Source organism: Parvibaculum sp. (assembly GCF_030694575.1).
Lineage (GTDB): Bacteria > Pseudomonadota > Alphaproteobacteria > Parvibaculales > Parvibaculaceae > Parvibaculum.
Map to the genome: position 1 here is coordinate 1 of NZ_JAUYUS010000100.1, position 16229 is coordinate 16229.

The following is a 16229-nucleotide window of genomic DNA, read 5'->3' on the forward strand; positions in this document are numbered from 1 at the left end:
CGTCCGCTGACCGCTGTCTTGCTGCCGCCGCATTGCCCGGCCATGATCCCCCGTCACATGCTGCCCGGAGATCGTCATGGCGCTTCCCTACCGTGAGCTTTTTTACACCAGCCAGGATGGCCTCAGGCTTTTCGCCCGCGACTACGGAGAGCGCACCTCACCCGGCACGCCAATCATCTGCCTCCCCGGTCTGACCCGTAATTCGAAGGACTTCGAATCGCTGGCCGTTCATCTCTCCGCTGCACACCGCGTCATCTGTCCCGATCTTCGCGGCCGGGGCCGTTCCGGTTATTGCGAGAACTGGTCCGACTATACGCCCGCTCACGAGATGATGGACACACTCGACCTTATGGGTGCGGCCGGCGTGGCGCAGGCAATTTTCATTGGTACCTCGCGTGGAGGGCTCATCGTCATGGCGCTCGCGGCCTTCCGGCCGAACGTCATCAAGGCCGCAATCCTGAACGATGTCGGGCCGGAACTCGATCCGAGAGGCATCCAGCGCATCGCGGGCTATGTGGGCGTCATGGAAACGCCGGCCACATGGGACGAAGCAGCGGTAAAGCTTCGCATGATGAACGAACGCGAATTCCCCAACCTCTCCAGCGAAGACTGGCGTGCTTTCTCGCGCCGCACGTTTGCCGAAGAGAACGGCGCACCGAAACTGGACTACGATCCGAAAATCGGAACGGCCATGCGCAAGGGCATGGAAGCGGCAAAAGGTGAAATCCCCACCTTGTGGCCTCAGTTCAAGGCGCTCGCCCACATGCCGGTGCTGGTCGTGCGCGGCGAGTATTCTGATCTTCTGACGGCGGAGATCGTGGCGCGCATGGCGGAGGAGCATCCTGCCATGAAAACAGTTGTCGCGAAGGATCGCGGCCACGCCCCGTTCCTCGACGAGCCCGAAGTTCTCGCCGCCATCGACGACTTCCTCGCGACCGGCATCGCTTAGGTTTACTCGTTCGATTTCACTTCTTCTGCAGCCTCTTCTTGTGCCTGCCCGGCCGGCGCCGCGACAATGTCCTGCGCCGCCTGCAGCCGCAGGGCGCCCCTGACCGCATGGTGAGCAACACGACGAATGAGGTCCGCCTCGCGCATCGCATCGTCGAGATAAGCGAGATGAACGAAATCGCCGCGCGATGCGGCCGACAACACGATCTGTTTCATCTCCTGATATTGCCCCTCGAACTGGTTCCCCGCCGCCGCCAACCATTCCACATCGGTGTGTTCGGCGTGAATCTGCGGATTGGCCAGAAACGCCGCCACATCACCCCGGAATTGCACCATGGCATGACGCGCACCGTCGGGCATTCGCCCTTCCGCCGCTGCATAGACCATCAGCGACTGCAACTCGTGAACCACGCCATTGTAGTGCTGCAGGGCGCGCAGGCTGTGCGCGAGAGAATCGGGCAAGCCGGCGGGCAGGCGCGCCTCGGACATGGTCGCCGCATATTCCCGTATCGTTTCCGCCAGCCGCGACGCGACAGCGAACCGGCGCCGCACATATACGGCTTGCGCTGCAGGGTTTCGCAGATAATTTGCTCCCGCCTCCGTCACGATCGCGCCAAGACGCTGCAGCTCCAGCAACAGACTTGGCACCGCCAGCGATGGCATATTGCGCAGCGTCCGATCCAGATGTCGCGGCCGCGCCTCATTTTCTTCTTCCGACACGAAGAATGTTTCAAGCCTCGCGATCAGACGGTCCGTCAGGCCCCAAAACAGGATCACCCCGAACACGTTGAAGAGCGTATGGAACAGCGCCAGAGTAGCCGCCGGCTCGAGCTCAAACCCGTTCGCTGAAATCCATGCAAAGACGGCAACGAACCCCGGCAGGATGAGAAGCGCGATAACGCCCGTCGCGAGATTGAAAATCAGATGACCCGCCGCCACTCGTTTGGCATTGGACGTGGCGTTGAGAACGGCGAGCAGCCCGGTCACCGTCGTACCCAGATTGGCGCCTATCACCATGGCCGCGCCGGTCTCGATACCGATCAGCCCACCCGACACCGCCGACAGCGCAACGACGATGGACGCGCTGGACGACTGCGCCAGCGCCGTGATGGAAAATCCCGCCAATACAAAAAGGAAATCCTGGAAGAAGCCACCGGCCAGCGCATCGACCGGGAGTCCTGCCGCAATACCCCCGAACGTATCTTTCAGCACCGCCACGCCGAGAAAGAACAGCCCGAAACCTGTCACCGCCTCGCCCAGCGCACCGCGCGCCGTACCGGGCGCAGTCAGCCGCACGATCATCCCCGCGCCGATCATCGGCAGGGCCAGGAATTCGATATTCACATTGAAGCCGATGGTGGCAACGATCCACCCGGTCATCGTGGTCCCGACATTGCTGCCGAAGATCACCCACACCGCCTGCCGGAGCGTTAGCACACCGGCATTGACGAAGCCGATAGCCGCCACCGTCACCGCACTCGATGATTGTACCAGTGCGGTAAGGGCGAAGCCGGAGGCGAGCCCCCGAAGCCGCGTATTGGTCCAGCGTTCGAGCAGCGTTTTCAGCGAGGGCCCGGCCGCGACTTTCAAGCCTTCCGTCATCAGCCACATGCCGACGAGGAAAAGGCCAAGCCCGCCGACAAGGCCCGTCACGCTTTCAATGCTCATACGACCCCTCTTCTTCCTGCCGCGAGCAATATCGCAAGGTTCGCGCGAAAAGGAAAAGCGATCCTCACTATCCCCTCGATACTTTCAGCATCCGTTTCGCCCCCATCTGGAATTCAAACGGTACATCCACAAGTTCAGGCCGAGCGCCCTCCTCCGCAAGAGCCTTCATGATGCCGGGCAGATGGCTCGACGGCCGCCCGTCCAGATTGACGAGTGGAAAGACGCGCACCTCCCCGGCCACGCGCAAAAGCTCGCGCATTGCGGCCAGATGAAATGCAAAGTCGAGATCGTCGCCATAGAGAAACAGCAGGTGCGACGACAACGCCAGCCGGAAGGCGTTGTCCGGAAACGGCAGCCCCGGTAAGGCGGCCGTTACATATCGGCCGTCCTTTTTCCCCACCTCGAAATCAGCAAGGAAAAGCTCGAGCGCTTCGCGCCTCAACCGATGCACGGCCTCCTCCGATCCGTAATAGTCCCACCTGAAGCGATAAGCGGCGCGGTGCATGCCCGTTCGCATGGCAACCGCCGTCTCCTCGAAGCGCGCCCGGATGTCGTCGCCCGAAAACCGGTAGATCGGATCGGTCGCAACCACCCGAATACCGGCAGCGGCTGCCTCCGCCGCGAAGGACGACGGCCCTCCGCCTGCATCCAGTACCGGCGACAGACCCGCCAGTTCCTTGAGCCCGAAGAACGCCTCATACTCGCGAAGGCGGCGGCCCCACGGCACGACGCCGCCGAGATCGAACTCCCTTTCCGGGACGGCTTCGAATTTCCTCATCTTCCTCGCGCCTCCACGCGCATGGAAGCCGCCCCGGGGAAGGCGCCTTTCGATGGGAAACCCGCAAACGAAAAGGCCGCCTCCATGAGGGGCGGCCTTTTCCGGTTTGGTCGTCAGACGACGGAACGGGGCCACCCTTCAGGTGGTCCACCATGCGCCGTTCGTGACATGCGAAATAGTCATCTCGATCCTCTTCGCCCGGCACAGCGCCGGGCGAAGGAAACTTATGCCCGCCGCGTCACTTTGCCAAGCGGTAATGCATGACGCCCCAGGCGAGATAGCCCTTATCCGCGCCGTCCACCCAGTGACCCAGGCCCTTGATCATATTGTCGAGATAATCCGTGCTCGCGCCTTTGGACAGGCGCTCGTATTTTGCCTTCAACTCCTCACCCACGCGCCAGTAGTGGCGGCGCAGCTGGTGCGTCAGCACCTTCACCTCGACCTTCTCGAAGCCCCGCTTGCCGAGCTCCGCATCGTAGAAGCCGAAACTGCCGAGCGTTTCGAGATGAATGCGGTCCAGAATGGGCTGCAACACGCCTTCCGGACAATCGTCCGCCTGCATTGGATCGGTGAAAATGAACTGGCCACCCGGCCTCAGCACCCGCTTGACCTCGTCGAGCACGCGACGGCGATTGCCGCTATGCAGGATTGCGTCCTGCGACCACACCACATCCATGCTCGCATCTTCAGCCGGAATATTCTCGAAGTCGCCGTAGACGACATCGACCTTGCCGGCGAGCCCCGCCTTATCGTTCAATTCGCGGTTGAGCCTGTTCTGCGTCTCGCTGATATTCAGGCAGGTGACGTGGCAGCCGCGCGTTCGCGCGAGATGCCGTGCCGCACCCCCGTAGCCCGCGCCAATATCCAGCACCTTCGTCGTCTGGTCTACGCCTCGCAGCATCGATGCCAGCGTCTCGTCATTCCGATGGCTCGCCGTAACGATCGGTTCGCTGTCGTCCTTGTACATCCCGATATGGATGTCCTCGCCTCCCCATATCGTGAAGTAGAAAGAATCCGCGTCGGGGCTATCGTAATAGGCTTCGGCCTGGGCGACTGCTTTCGACTTACCGGTCGTCATGATAGGTCTTCTCCGCGACGTGAATGAAAAAATCGGCGTCGGCTTCCTTGTAGGTTTCCTGGAAGTCGCCATAGGTGGAGACTTTCTGAAAACCTATTTCATGCATGAGACGCCGCATGTAGTCCTTGCGCAGAGGAAACATGTTGAGGTGATAAACGCTCTGGTCCGGGAACGTGTAACAGAACCGTGCAAGCGTCTCGTCCACATGTTCCGGTTCGGCCGTAACCTTGTCGCCGCAATAGTAATATTTGTGCTTGGAGCTGAATCCGTGATCCAGGATGGCGTCGTAGTTGCGCTGATCGAGTATGAGGATGCCGTCATGTTTCAGCGCTGCATAGAATTCAGCGAGCGCACGGCGGCGATCCTTTTCCTCGAACAGATGCGTAAACGAATTGCCCAGACATATGATGGCGTCGAACTTTCCATGCACGTCCTTGTTGAGCCAGCGCCAGTCGGCGTGAACGGTCTGCATGACGAAGCCGTGCTCGCGGCCGTTCGCAAAGGCGCGGGACAGCATCTCCGCACTTCCGTCGACACTCGTCACATCGAAGCCTGCCTTTAGAAGCTGCACGGAATTGAATCCCGTTCCCGTCGCAACATCGAGGATCTTGTGCTTGCCACGCTCCTTCAGGATGTCGATGAAGAAATGCCCTTCACTTTCCGCACGGCTGTCCCAGTCGATGAGATCGTCCCACTTCTCGACAAACGACTCGACATATTCGTTCTGGTAATTGTCCGTCTCGCGCCTGGCCAGCGGGTCCTCTCCAAACTCCTGTTCCCTCTTGAGTTGTTTCATGACGACATTCCTCCGGAAATGGCGGCGACCGCGCATGCGTCTCCGCTGCCGCCAAAATGAACAAACGGCTCCGGCCGATCCCGCCGGTAGCCTATGAATTCGGTTTCGAAAGCCCGCAAAGGTCAGCCGTGCACACGCACGAAAACGGGCCGTGTCCATAAGCGTCGACAAAAACATACGACAAGGTGACTGAAGTCACAGGACGCGACTGGGAACGGCACTGCATTCTCGATGCAGCACGGATTATGCCCGCTCAGCGACTGCACGCTAACAAACCACACTGCCGGGATCAACCGCGTGAGGAAAAAAGTTCCAGAAAACGCTGTCGCATATGAGTTTTTTGTCAGGCGTCGTCGATAATGGCGCCGCCGGTTGATTTATCGCGGCGCCCGCCATCATCGTCCAGCGCCAGACTGCGTATCTGCGGCAGCGAGTCGGGATGATGTTCCCGAAGATAAGCGATCAGCTTCTCCCGTACATGGCACCTCAGATCCCACGCTTGCGGCGACGTTGCGGCACTGACAAGCGCGCGTATTTCAATCGTTCGGTTGGTCGCATCCGTTACCTGAAGATTGACCACCTTTCCGTCCCACAGCGGCGACGACTTCGCCACCTCTGTCAGATAGCCGCGTAATTCGTCCACCGGCAGTTTGTAGTCCGCATGCAGAAAGACCGTGCCGATGATCGAGGCGCTCTCTCGCGTCCAGTTCGTGAACGGGTTCTGGATGAAGTAGGAAAGCGGCACGATCAGCCGCCGCCAGTCCCAGATGCGGATGACGACATAGGTGCCGGTAATCTCCTCGATCCAGCCCCACTCGCCTTCCACCACCACGGCATCGTCGATGCGGATCGGCTGTGTAACGGCAATCTGAATACCGGCAATGAGGTTCTCAAGCACCGGCCGCGCCGCAAATCCGAGCACCAGGCCGGCGGCCCCTGCGGACGCAAAGATGCTGACACCATATTGCCTCACGGATTCGAACGACATCAGCACCGCACCCAAGGTGAGCATGACGATCAGCGTGTCCGCGGCGCGCCGCAGGATGCGGATTTGCGTCACATGCTTCCGGGCCATGAGATTGTCGGCCACATCGATCCGGAAACGTGCCAGATAGACGTCGGCGGCAATATGCGTCGCCATCAGCACGGTCCAGCCGAGGATGACGACAAGACACGCTCCCAGAATGGCGCTCAGCAAGGAAAGGCCGCTGTCGGAGAGCGGCGCTGCCTGAACCACGACCGAGCAGACGATGAAGATGACGACCACCCGCGTCAGCAGTCGCGTGCGTCGGAGCAGCGTCTGCACATAGACCGCGCGTCGCGAGAATGTAGCAAGCAGCACTCTCACTGCAATCGTATGCACGACAACGGCAATGACGATCGCCATGGCCAACAGCAGCGCCGTCGCGCTCCACGCCGGCATCCAGCCGAACATCTCGTAAAAAAGGGCAAACTGGCGATCGGACAAGGCGGCTTCTCGTTGATGACACGAAAGCTGCCGATGGAACTAGATCGCCCGGCTCCGGGAACAAGCACGATCGGGGAAAAATGCACCGCGGTCGGAGAGCGAAGCCTACTCCTGGTCGCCCGGTTCGATGCGAAACGTGGGAATGGACCAGTTGCGTGCGATTGCCAGCAGGCGGATGATGAGAATGACCGCCATCGAGCACCAGAGGTTGAGCATCGATGGCACCTCCAGATACTGTCCGAGCACATAAAGCGTCGCACCGGTCAGCGCCGCCAGCGCATAAATTTCCTTCCGCAGGATAATGGGCGAGCGGTTCGCCAGCACATCGCGGATGATGCCGCCGAATATTCCGGTAATCAGACCCATCAGGATCGCGACGAAACCCGGTGTCCCGGCATCGAGCGCCTTCTGCGTACCCAGAACCACGAAGACCGCAAGCCCCACCGCGTCGGCAATGGAAATGGGTCGCCGTACCCTCTGGCTCCAGCGCGCAAGCGGTATGGTGGCAAGCGCCGCCGCCCCCGCCAGCACGATGTACCAGGGCGCGTCGATCCAGAAGACGGGCACGTCCAGCAGCACATCCCGGAGCGTCCCCCCGCCCACGGCCACGATGACGCCGAGTACGATCGCACCGAACCAGTCCATCTGGCGTTCGCCCGCGACAAGCGCTCCCGACACCGCGAAAGCCGCGATGCCGATAAGCTGCAGGGACATCAGAAGATCGAGATGGATCATGCCGCCGAACTTAATTGCCCGGCGTCGCAATAGCCAGCCGCACCGCCGACTACTCGCCTGCCTGCAGCAGGCGCCCGTTCAGTGGATGCGTCGGACGGTTGTTTGGCCCGATCAGCGCCGCGATATGCGCTATTGCCTCATCCCCCGCCACCGCGTGAGATCGCATGACGATCCAATGCACACCCTCGCTGCAGGGCGGCGTCGTGAGCGACCCCTCGAAAGTCAGATAACCGGTATCGTCCGGCAGCATGTCGAAGGGATTGAGCGGTGCATCCAGCGCCACTGTCCCGCCCACCTCCCCGGGCATCGGCAACAGGTCCAGAGGGCCGGCGCCGCCCGCCCGAACCATTACGGAAACCACGGCCAGCCGCCCCGCCCCATCCCGATGAACGAAATGAATTTCCAGCGGATGATGTGCGCCCTCGAATGTGTTTTCGCTTGGCGTATGGAAATGAAACTGAACCAGTTCGTAGCTCTCGCCGCCGAACTCGAGCGAATTGCCGGGCGCAACATTCACCTGCACTGTATGGCCGAGATTGACGACGCTCGCCGGACCCGCCCGGTAGGCAAATGAAACCGGCGGCGCGTCTGAAGAGGCTTCCCCGGAAATATCGATTGGCGACTGCCGTTGCCCGGTGCCGCATGTCGCGAAAGCGGGATCGATCTCCGCCCAGTGCTCCGGTCCCAGATCGCGGCCATAATCCCACTCGGGATGCCCATCCCTGTGCTCGTCCCCGGCCGCCAGCGCCAGCATGGAGATGACGCAAGCCACAAACACGCTCGCGAACGTATACCCTCGCCATCTCATGGGCATCCCCCCGTTTATTGACCGGCCTCATCCTGACGCCGATCAACGATGTGACGTTTATCATGTCATATAAACCGCCCGGCAGGTCGAGCGCCGGAAGGAGCTACACCTTGAGATTGTGGGGAGGTGATCGCTTTGGCACGGGCTATCGAGGAACCGAAAACACCGGGCGCGGCGGAAAGTGTTGTGAGTATCGGCACTTAGGAGGCCATCGACAAGCAGGAACATCGGCGCGCGCTTTGGCACGGAATGAGCGCGAATGAGCGGAAGCGATCAATTTGTGCACTCGTTTTGGCACGGGACCGAGCGGGAACGATCACCCTGCGCGCGTATCGTGAGCACTCGGAAAGCCGCAGAAAGCCTCGCCCTTCCTTCGTCGCACTCGCCACCGCACCGCCAAAAACGCGGTCCGACTTTCAGAGGCACATCCCGCAACTAGTGCACAGCCACACCATTCAAGTTGCTGGTTATACTAACCCATTGACACTAAAAGGAAAAATTGAGCGATGCGCAAATTCTCGTTGCGGCGCAAGTAGCAACTGAAATCACCATCCCCGAAGCCTCTTCCGTTCGCGCCCAATCGCCACCGCCAGCCCGCCCCGAACCTCGTCGTCGGTGTCCATGTCCCACACCTCTTCATAGAGCTGCGCCGCCAGTTCGCTTCGCTCTGAAGGCGGTGCCTTGCCGCCGAGCTCTTCGAACAGCGCCTCGACGGCTGCGATGACGAGGGCAAGCCTCTTGGGGTCGATAGCGGCCTTGCTCGGGTTCACATGGATCGGCGGAAACGCCGAGAGCATTTCGCCTTTTCCGTCAGCAAGCCAGTCGAGCGACACCCCCATTACCGCCGCCGCGTGTGCCAGGAGCCCGAAGCCAGGGTCCGCCGCGCCCGACCGCCACTTTTTTACACCGGACTCCGAAGTGCCGATTTCCTCGGCGAGCGTCTTGGTCGATTTGCCGGACGATTTCATCGCCACTTTCAGGCGCTCAGCGAAGCCCGTCCTGTCCAATCCGGGCACTTTAGGGTCACTTTCCTCCATATTTCGTTCCCGCCCCTAGCGCCTTAACCATTTGAAAAAGCTTGAAAATTCGTAATGCCTCAGACGCCCGTCTTGGTTAAGGGCCTGATAGTGACTTTTTCGCCTTGAAGAAAGGTCACTTTTAGGTACTATCATCGTCATTAACCAATCGAGGCCCTTATGCAAATACGAACTGAAGACATCCCAAAAGAACCCGCCGTTCGGCGGGCGTGGATCATCTATCAGCTCAAGATTCGCGGGATCACGCTAACGGCGATCGCCCGCGACGAAGGTGTTTCGGCGAACGCGGTCGCCAATGCTCTTCTCAATCCATCCAGCTACCTGGAAGAAGCGATTGCCCGGCGCCTCGACCTGACCGCGCGGCAGCTCTTCGCTGAACGTTTCAACAAGGCCGGCGAGCGGATCAACCAGACGAAGCCGCGCAATCGTATCAGCCCGGCCCCCGCGCACAATGTCCATTTCGCCGGGGCCCGCTGACATGGCGCGCCGCCCATCGCCGCACGCTCCCTCTCCCAATCAGCCGGGCTTCTTCGACCGGCCAGACACGATCCTCGAAGGCGCGGCACTTTCTACCGCGATTCGCGAGGCCGTCTCCGATGCGCTGGCCTTCGCCAAGGCGCAGGGCCGCGACCGCTTCGCCGTCGCCTCCGACATGTCGCGCCTCACGGGCCGCGACATGACCAAGAACATGCTCGACCGCTATGCCGCGCCCTCGGCCGACGACTGGCGGTTTCCGCTCGAAGCGCTGCCGGCACTCGTGAAGGCGACGGGCGATACGCGGCTCGTGACGCTCATTGCCGAAGCCTGCGGCTTCAAGGCGCTGCCCGGCGAGGCGACCGCCGTCGCCGAACTCGTGACGCTCGAACTCCAGCAACGCGCGATCAGCGCGCGCATCGCCGCCGCGAAGAAGAACCTTCCGCAACAGGCGCTCGACTGGGCCGAACGCGAAGCCGAAGCGCGGGGGCAGTAATGAAGAGCTGGCTAACCGCATCGCAGCTCGCCGATCTCCGCCTTCCGGGCCTCCCGGCGACCGCGTTTGGCATTCGCAAGGCAGCCACGCGGGAGCGGTGGCAAAACCGGATGCGCACAGATCGTGGTGGCGGTAGCGAATACTGCGTCCAATCGCTTTTGAAATCGCTGCCCGAAGGTGCGCGACGTTCGCTCCTGAAGGCCGTGACCAAGACGACAGACGATCTTCCGGTGCCCGCGAAACCTTCCCGCGCTATCGAGCTGGCCGCGCCCGCCGCTCCGCTCGCCGATTGGCAGCTCCGTTGCGCCGAAGCACGCGCCGCGATCCTCCTCGAAGTCGAGCGGCTGGCCTGTTTCGTGGGCGTCGAAGCCGCGATCGAGGAAGTCGTGCAGCTCGCCGCCGAAGGTCAGTTGCGCCCCGACCTGCAAGAACTGGTTGCCGCCGCCAATGCGCGGACGGGCAAAGATGGCAAGCGGGCGCTCTCGATACGGACAATCAAGCGCTGGCGCAGCCTTCACGGCGCGGGCGGTGTCGACGCATTGACGCCCGCCGCCCCGGCACCCACCGCGCCGCCGGCATGGGGCGCCACCCTCCTCAAGCTCTACAACACGCCCACAAAGCGCAGCCTCGCGGCTGTCATGGAAGACCTTCCCGCCGCGCTCCCGGAAGGCATTCTCTGCCCCGACTATCATGCCGCCCGCCGCTTCCTCGCCCGCGTCTCCGTCGTCGATCGCGAGCGCGGCCGTCACGGCCCGAACGGGCTCCTGAAATTCAAGGGCTTCAAGCGCCGCTCGACGGGAGGGCTGCAACCGCTCGATGTCGTGACGGCCGACGGCCACAGCTTCAAGGCCGATGTTGCGCATCCCGTTCACGGCAAGCCGTTCCGGCCGGAAGTCTGCGCATTGCAGGATGTCACGACCCGCTACGTCTTCGGCTGGAGCACGGGCCTCGCGGAAAGCTCGCATGTCGTCATGGACTCGATCCGTCATGGCGTTTCATCGCTCGGCCTCTTCGCGCTCTTCTACACCGACAACGGCTCCGGCTTCGTCGCCCAGGCGATGACGGCCGATGTGACCGGCTTCCTGTCTCGCCTCGGCGCCACGCCGGACAACTCGCTCCCCGGCCGCGCCCAGTCGCGCGGCAAGATCGAGCGCCTGCAATCCTCGCTCTGGAAGCGCGCGGCGCGGAAGCTGCCGAGCTATTCCGGCCGGGACATGGACGGCGAGGCCCGCCGCAAGGTCGTGAAGCTCATCACGAAAGACCTCAAGGAACACGGCGCGAGCCGCTTCCTGATCGGCTGGCAAGACTTCCTCGATTTCTGCACGGCGGAAGTCGAAGCCTACAACAACCGCCCGCACCGCAGCCTCAAGCGCATTCGCGACGAAGAGACGGGGAAGCTCCGTCATCAATCGCCCGCCGAGGCGCTGGAAGAGCATCGCGCGAACGGATGGCAGCCGGACACACTGACGCCGGAAGCGATGACCGATCTCTGGCGGCCCTACGAAATCCGCACGACGCAGCGCGGTGAGGTCCGCCTCCCCTGGGGAACCTATTACGCGCAAGAGCTTGTGCCCTTCGGCGGAGAGAAGGTCCGCGTCGGCTACGACATTCACGACGGTTCGAGGGCGTGGGTTCGCACGCTGGAAGAGGGCCGCCTGATCGCGATTGCCAGGCGCGACGCGAACGTCGTTCCCGAACAGCCCGCCTCGAAAGTCGAGTATGCGCGCCAGCGCCGCGCGGCCGGGCGCGAGAAATTGCTGACCAAGCATATCGAGGACGTGCGCGCCGAACTCGGCCCGGCCCTCATCGAGCTTTCCGCCGAACAGGAATTCTCGCCGGCGCTCGAAGCGCGGCAACGCGAGATCGAGGCGGAACTCCTTCACCCGATACCAGCCGAGCCGGACCCGATCGTTCATCAGCTCGAAACCCGCCGCACACGCTTCCTTCGCGCGCTCGACATCGAAGCCCGGATGGAGGCGGGCGAGAAGGTGAGCGCGGAGGACGAACGCTGGCACAGCGTCTACAGCACCCAGCCCGAGTACCGGGCGACACGTCACATCTATGAGGATTTCGGCGCGGACGCGCTGGAAGCGTGAGGAAGAAGAAAGGCGCTGCCCGCCGGAAACGGACAACGCCCTAAGCCATCAACAAGTGAGGCCAGAAGAATGACAAAATCGACTACCGCCGTCAATACCGCACCGACCATCGCGCCGCTTCGCAACGTGACGTTGCTTGCCGAACTCGTGGAACGCGTGCAGAACCGGGCGCCCAATCTTCCCGGCATGGCGACCTTCAGCGGGCCGTCCGGCTACGGAAAAAGCAATGCGGCGATGTATGCCGCCAATCGCTTCCGCGCCTATCATGTCGAGGTGCGGAGCGTCTGGACGCGCAAGAACCTCTGCCTTTCGATCCTGCAAGAAATGGGTGTCACGCAGCCCGCGACCACGGTTGCCGGCATGGTCGATCAGATTGGCGATCAGCTCGCGCGCTCGCAGCGCCCGCTTCTCGTCGATGAGGCGGACTACCTCGTGAAGAAAAGCCTGATCGAGGTCATCCGCGATATCTACGAGGCTTCCCAGGCGACGGTGATCCTCATCGGCGAAGAGAACCTGCCGAACGCCCTGAAGCGCTGGGAGCGCGTGCACGGCCGCATGCTCGACTGGATACAGGCACAGCCCGCCTCGCATTCCGACACCCGCCACCTCTCCAAGGTCTACTGCCCCGGCATCGAGCTTGCCGACGACCTCATGAGCGAGGCCCATGTGAAGGCGCGCGGAAGCGTGCGCCGCGTCTGCGTCAATCTCGACCGCATCCGCGAGAAGGCATCCACGCTCGGCAAGCCGCGAATGACGCTCGCCGACTTTCCCGCCGAAGCCTTCTTCACCGGCGAGCCGCCGGCCGGGAGGCAGTAATGGCGCGCAAGCCCGTTCACCTCACCATGAAGCGCGGCAAGGCGACCGGCAGGCAGGCGGTCTGGGAGGCCATCCGCGCGCGCCGCGAGTTCTCTTTGAACGATCTATGGCACGACACGAAACAGGAGCGCGACACGATCCGCTCCTATCTCACCGCGCTCCGTCGCGGCGGCTATGTCGAGGAGGCGGGCGTCAGGCCCGCTTCCAACGGTATCGTCGGCAGCAAGCACAAGAACGCCATCCCGATGAAGGTGTTCCGCCTCGTCCGGGATATCGGCGTGGAAGCGCCGCGTCTCAAGCGGGACGGCACACCCTGCGCGCAGGGCCTCGCGCAGGAAGCGATGTGGCGGACGATGAAGCGGCTTCCCGACTTCACCCTCCGCGACCTCGCCGTCATGTCGCGCACCGAAGAGGTGCCGGTAACGGAAGCGGCGGCGAAGGACTATCTGAAACATCTTTCGGCAGCGGGATATCTCGTCGTCGTACAGGAAGGCAACGCGCACCGCCTTGCCTCCTATCGCTTCGTGAAGTCGCGCAACACCGGCCCACGTGCGCCGATGATCCAGCGGCTGAAAACGGTCTTCGATCCAAACCTCTGCGAAGTCGTCTGGCAGGAGGAGGTTTCGGAATGACTTCCTCCATCGACAAGGCGCGCGAGGCGTGGGGCGGCGAGCTGCCGGAATGGGTGGAAGCGCTCGCCCGCGAATGCGATGCCCACGGCCAGCGCGCGACCGCCGCCCGCGTCGGCTATTCGCAGACCGTCGTCAACCACGTCCTATCCGCCAAGTACGGGCAGACCGGCGAGACGACGGCGCGCGGCAAGCTCTCGGCCGTCGAAATGGCCGTGCGCGGAACGCTCCTTCAGCAATCCGTCACCTGCCCGTTGCTCGGCGAAATCCCCGCCGATCGCTGCAACGAAAACCAGAAAGCGCCCTGGGCTTCTCACAACCCCACCCGCGTCCTGCTTTACCGCGCCTGCCGGAACGGCTGCGTCAACTCAAGGATCAAACCGAAATGACAATCGCATCGGAAATCAGGAATGCGACCGGCGCAATGGCCTCCCGTATTCGCGCGGGAACCATGTCCGAAAAGTACCTCGAAGCGTGGGGCGAAGTCATGTCGGCGCTGGCCGATCAGGTCGCCCAGCTCGAAGGCATGCAGGTGCCACCATCCGCACGGGTAAACCACGGCGACCTTCCGCCCGGCATCGTCTCGCTTCTCAACGAAAGGAAAAGAGCATGAGCGATAACCTCCCGACCGCGCCGGAGCTAGTGCAGAAGGCATATCACCTTCTTCGCAACATCCGGAGGGTTGAAGCAAACCAAGGTCGTCTTCCCTCCTATTCGGACGAAGTGAACGGCTTCCTCACCGAGGCCGACGCCTATCTGAAAAAGGCCGGCATGGACGGAGACGGCGCATGAGCGATCTCGTCGACGTTGTTGCGGTCGCACGCCGCATTCTCGGTGGAGGCGTGCGCGAGGAGACGGGCGTTTCAAACATGGAAGTGCGCGCGCTATGCCGTGCCGTTCTCGACATGCGGCTGCGGCTGGACTACGGCGCGCGTGCCGTCATCACCATCGACCGACTAGCAGACGACGTATCGCCGGATGGCCGGGTCGCGGCGAGCCAAGCGCTGGATACGTTCGCGGGCATTCTCAAGGAGGTCGGATTGTTGGAGCGTCGCCATGACACAACGCCCGCGTGACTACCTCCTGACAGCGATCGAAGCGCTAGACCACTACATGGCGGTTGCAATCATCGCGCTTCGCGACATCGCCCACCACATCCGCGCCGCACGAGCGGAGCGGATCGAAGCGCAGCGTCGCACCGCCGCCCTTCGCCGCCGCAAAGCCGAATACGAGCGCATCCACTACATCGCGCTCGGTGTCCACCTACAGAACACCTCTCGCACAAGGAACATTCATCAATGAAACCAGAACTTCTTCCCCCCACCGTCGAAGTCGGTGGCAACGTCTGCATGGTGGACGGCCAGGGCAGGTTCAAGCCCATCGATCTCGTAGAGCCGGAACACCGGCTCGAAGACGAGCTTGTCCGCGACCTCTTCGCACGCGCCCTTGGCGTCTACGAAATCCTTGCGGCGTTCAAGTCGCTCGCATTCGGGAACATCGACACGTTTCAAGACCTTCTCGCGGAGAAGTACGGCTTGAAGCGTCGCGGCGGCGCGAAGGGCAACACAACCTTTTCGAGCTATGACGGCCGTCTGCAAGTCATGATCCGCGTGTCGGACATTCTGAGCTTCGGGCCGGAACTCCAGACCGCCAAGGAAATCTGCGACGAATGCCTCATCGAGTGGGGCGCGAGCGCACCGCCCGTCATCCGCGATCTTATCCAGGACGCCTTCAAGACCGGCAAGGCCGGTCAGGTCGCCCGCGACCAGATTTTCCGGTTGCTGCGGACCGAGCATGACGACCCGCGATGGAAGCGCATGCAGGATGCGCTCCGCGCCGCGATCCGCGTCGACAGCAGCAAGTCCTACCTCCATTTCCGCTTCCGGCCGCATGCCAATGCGAGCTGGATCACGCTCACGCTCGACATTGCGGCCGTGCCGCTCGCGGGAGACGAGCGCACCGATTGGAAGGCGATTGCCGATGTTCTCAATCTCGGGTGGGCGGCATGAGCGTGCGGGTTCTTCGCGAGGGTATCGCGTGCGGTATTCAAGCCGCCATCGATTGGCATCGCGCGATGCGCGATGGAGCTAGGCGTCCGTCGCACCGCGACCTCGAAGCCCACGACACCGCAATCCGTGAACTCGGCAAGTTGAAGTCAATATTCATTGATGCGGCGGAGTCCAAAACAAATGGCTGAGAACCCCGACCTTCTCGCGCCCTTCCGCGAGGCCGCTCTCGCCGGCGAGCGCGTGCGCAAGGCAGTCCGGACCCTCCGCGCCTTTCAGGAAGACGATGCGATCCGGCCCGGCGATCTCGACGACACGCTTGTCGAGCTGGGCCTTATTGCCGCCTGCCGGCAGCTCAACTGGGCGGCCTTCGCCGCGCTTCTCGAAGACTAGGAA

At 62.4% G+C, this 16229-nt stretch carries 22 protein-coding genes; 13 read left to right on the top strand and 9 right to left on the bottom strand.

Features of this window, described 5'->3' with window-relative positions; translation table 11 throughout:
- Nucleotides 1–76 precede the first annotated feature (76 nt).
- Nucleotides 77–949, top strand: coding sequence for an alpha/beta fold hydrolase (locus Q8S60_RS13905; protein WP_305278149.1), 873 nt, complete (start codon nt 77–79; stop codon nt 947–949).
- A 2-nt stretch (nt 950–951) separates the two neighbouring features.
- Here the strand turns inward: Q8S60_RS13905 and Q8S60_RS13910 are convergent, their stop codons facing one another.
- The 8 genes from Q8S60_RS13910 to Q8S60_RS13945 all read right to left on the bottom strand — a co-directional run bounded on the left by Q8S60_RS13910 (nt 952) and on the right by Q8S60_RS13945 (nt 9295).
- Nucleotides 952–2616 carry a Na/Pi cotransporter family protein gene (locus tag Q8S60_RS13910; protein WP_305278150.1) on the bottom strand — a complete coding sequence of 555 codons (1665 nt, stop codon included), beginning with the start codon at nt 2614–2616 and terminating at the stop codon, nt 952–954.
- A gap of 67 nt (nt 2617–2683) precedes the next feature.
- Nucleotides 2684–3394, bottom strand: a complete 711-nt coding sequence (locus Q8S60_RS13915) for a hypothetical protein (protein ID WP_305278151.1) — start codon at nt 3392–3394, stop codon at nt 2684–2686.
- 238 nt (nt 3395–3632) lie between these two features.
- Nucleotides 3633–4472: a cyclopropane-fatty-acyl-phospholipid synthase family protein gene (locus tag Q8S60_RS13920; RefSeq protein WP_305278152.1), complete on the bottom strand. Its 840-nt coding sequence runs from the start codon at nt 4470–4472 to the stop codon at nt 3633–3635.
- Nucleotides 4459–5268 (bottom strand): class I SAM-dependent methyltransferase, encoded by an 810-nt coding sequence (locus Q8S60_RS13925; protein WP_305278153.1) that lies wholly within the window; start codon nt 5266–5268, stop codon nt 4459–4461. The genes Q8S60_RS13920 and Q8S60_RS13925 overlap by 14 nt, the downstream gene beginning before the upstream one ends.
- Before the next feature lie 343 nt (nt 5269–5611).
- On the bottom strand, nt 5612–6736 hold the full coding sequence (locus tag Q8S60_RS13930) for a mechanosensitive ion channel family protein (RefSeq protein ID WP_305278154.1): 1125 nt from the start codon (nt 6734–6736) through the stop codon (nt 5612–5614).
- 105 nt (nt 6737–6841) lie between these two features.
- Nucleotides 6842–7471: a trimeric intracellular cation channel family protein gene (locus Q8S60_RS13935; protein ID WP_305278156.1), complete on the bottom strand. Its 630-nt coding sequence runs from the start codon at nt 7469–7471 to the stop codon at nt 6842–6844.
- A gap of 49 nt (nt 7472–7520) precedes the next feature.
- Entirely contained in the window at nt 7521–8279 is a 759-nt protein-coding gene (locus tag Q8S60_RS13940) for a carbonic anhydrase (protein WP_305278157.1), read from the bottom strand.
- Nucleotides 8280–8824: 545 nt separating this feature from the next.
- Nucleotides 8825–9295, bottom strand: a complete 471-nt coding sequence (locus Q8S60_RS13945; protein WP_305668626.1) for a helix-turn-helix domain-containing protein — start codon at nt 9293–9295, stop codon at nt 8825–8827.
- A gap of 180 nt (nt 9296–9475) precedes the next feature.
- Here Q8S60_RS13945 and Q8S60_RS13950 point away from each other — a divergent pair, with 180 nt between their 5' ends.
- The 9 genes from Q8S60_RS13950 (at nt 9476) to Q8S60_RS13990 (ending at nt 14903) form a co-directional block, all read left to right on the top strand.
- Complete coding sequence (locus Q8S60_RS13950) at nt 9476–9793, top strand: helix-turn-helix domain-containing protein (protein WP_305668627.1); 318 nt, start codon at nt 9476–9478, stop codon at nt 9791–9793.
- A gap of 1 nt (nt 9794) precedes the next feature.
- Complete coding sequence (locus tag Q8S60_RS13955; protein ID WP_305668628.1) at nt 9795–10286, top strand: hypothetical protein; 492 nt, start codon at nt 9795–9797, stop codon at nt 10284–10286.
- The gene (locus Q8S60_RS13960) at nt 10286–12382 is read left to right on the top strand and encodes a Mu transposase C-terminal domain-containing protein (RefSeq protein WP_305668629.1); all 2097 of its coding nucleotides are present in this window, start codon (nt 10286–10288) and stop codon (nt 12380–12382) included. Before Q8S60_RS13955 ends, Q8S60_RS13960 begins: the two co-directional genes overlap by 1 nt.
- Nucleotides 12383–12451: 69 nt before the next feature.
- Complete coding sequence (locus Q8S60_RS13965; RefSeq protein ID WP_305668630.1) at nt 12452–13198, top strand: AAA family ATPase; 747 nt, start codon at nt 12452–12454, stop codon at nt 13196–13198.
- Complete coding sequence (locus Q8S60_RS13970) at nt 13198–13830, top strand: hypothetical protein (protein ID WP_305668631.1); 633 nt, start codon at nt 13198–13200, stop codon at nt 13828–13830. The genes Q8S60_RS13965 and Q8S60_RS13970 overlap by 1 nt, the downstream gene beginning before the upstream one ends.
- Complete coding sequence (locus Q8S60_RS13975) at nt 13827–14216, top strand: transcriptional regulator (protein WP_305668632.1); 390 nt, start codon at nt 13827–13829, stop codon at nt 14214–14216. Before Q8S60_RS13970 ends, Q8S60_RS13975 begins: the two co-directional genes overlap by 4 nt.
- On the top strand, nt 14213–14440 hold the full coding sequence (locus Q8S60_RS13980; RefSeq protein ID WP_305668633.1) for a hypothetical protein: 228 nt from the start codon (nt 14213–14215) through the stop codon (nt 14438–14440). Before Q8S60_RS13975 ends, Q8S60_RS13980 begins: the two co-directional genes overlap by 4 nt.
- On the top strand, nt 14437–14619 hold the full coding sequence (locus tag Q8S60_RS13985) for a hypothetical protein (protein ID WP_305668634.1): 183 nt from the start codon (nt 14437–14439) through the stop codon (nt 14617–14619). Before Q8S60_RS13980 ends, Q8S60_RS13985 begins: the two co-directional genes overlap by 4 nt.
- Nucleotides 14616–14903 (top strand): hypothetical protein, encoded by a 288-nt coding sequence (locus Q8S60_RS13990; protein WP_305668635.1) that lies wholly within the window; start codon nt 14616–14618, stop codon nt 14901–14903. The genes Q8S60_RS13985 and Q8S60_RS13990 overlap by 4 nt, the downstream gene beginning before the upstream one ends.
- A gap of 25 nt (nt 14904–14928) precedes the next feature.
- On the opposite strand, the gene Q8S60_RS13995 is transcribed toward Q8S60_RS13990, so the two are convergent.
- Complete coding sequence (locus Q8S60_RS13995) at nt 14929–15090, bottom strand: hypothetical protein (protein ID WP_305668636.1); 162 nt, start codon at nt 15088–15090, stop codon at nt 14929–14931.
- A 35-nt stretch (nt 15091–15125) separates the two neighbouring features.
- Here Q8S60_RS13995 and Q8S60_RS14000 point away from each other — a divergent pair, with 35 nt between their 5' ends.
- Genes Q8S60_RS14000 through Q8S60_RS14010 form a run of 3 tightly spaced genes read left to right on the top strand, consistent with a single transcriptional unit; the run spans nt 15126 to nt 16226 of the window.
- Nucleotides 15126–15836 (top strand): DUF3164 family protein, encoded by a 711-nt coding sequence (locus Q8S60_RS14000; RefSeq protein WP_305668637.1) that lies wholly within the window; start codon nt 15126–15128, stop codon nt 15834–15836.
- Nucleotides 15833–16024: a hypothetical protein gene (locus tag Q8S60_RS14005; protein WP_305668638.1), complete on the top strand. Its 192-nt coding sequence runs from the start codon at nt 15833–15835 to the stop codon at nt 16022–16024. Before Q8S60_RS14000 ends, Q8S60_RS14005 begins: the two co-directional genes overlap by 4 nt.
- Entirely contained in the window at nt 16017–16226 is a 210-nt protein-coding gene (locus Q8S60_RS14010) for a hypothetical protein (protein WP_305668639.1), read from the top strand. Before Q8S60_RS14005 ends, Q8S60_RS14010 begins: the two co-directional genes overlap by 8 nt.
- Nucleotides 16227–16229: the final 3 nt, after the last annotated feature.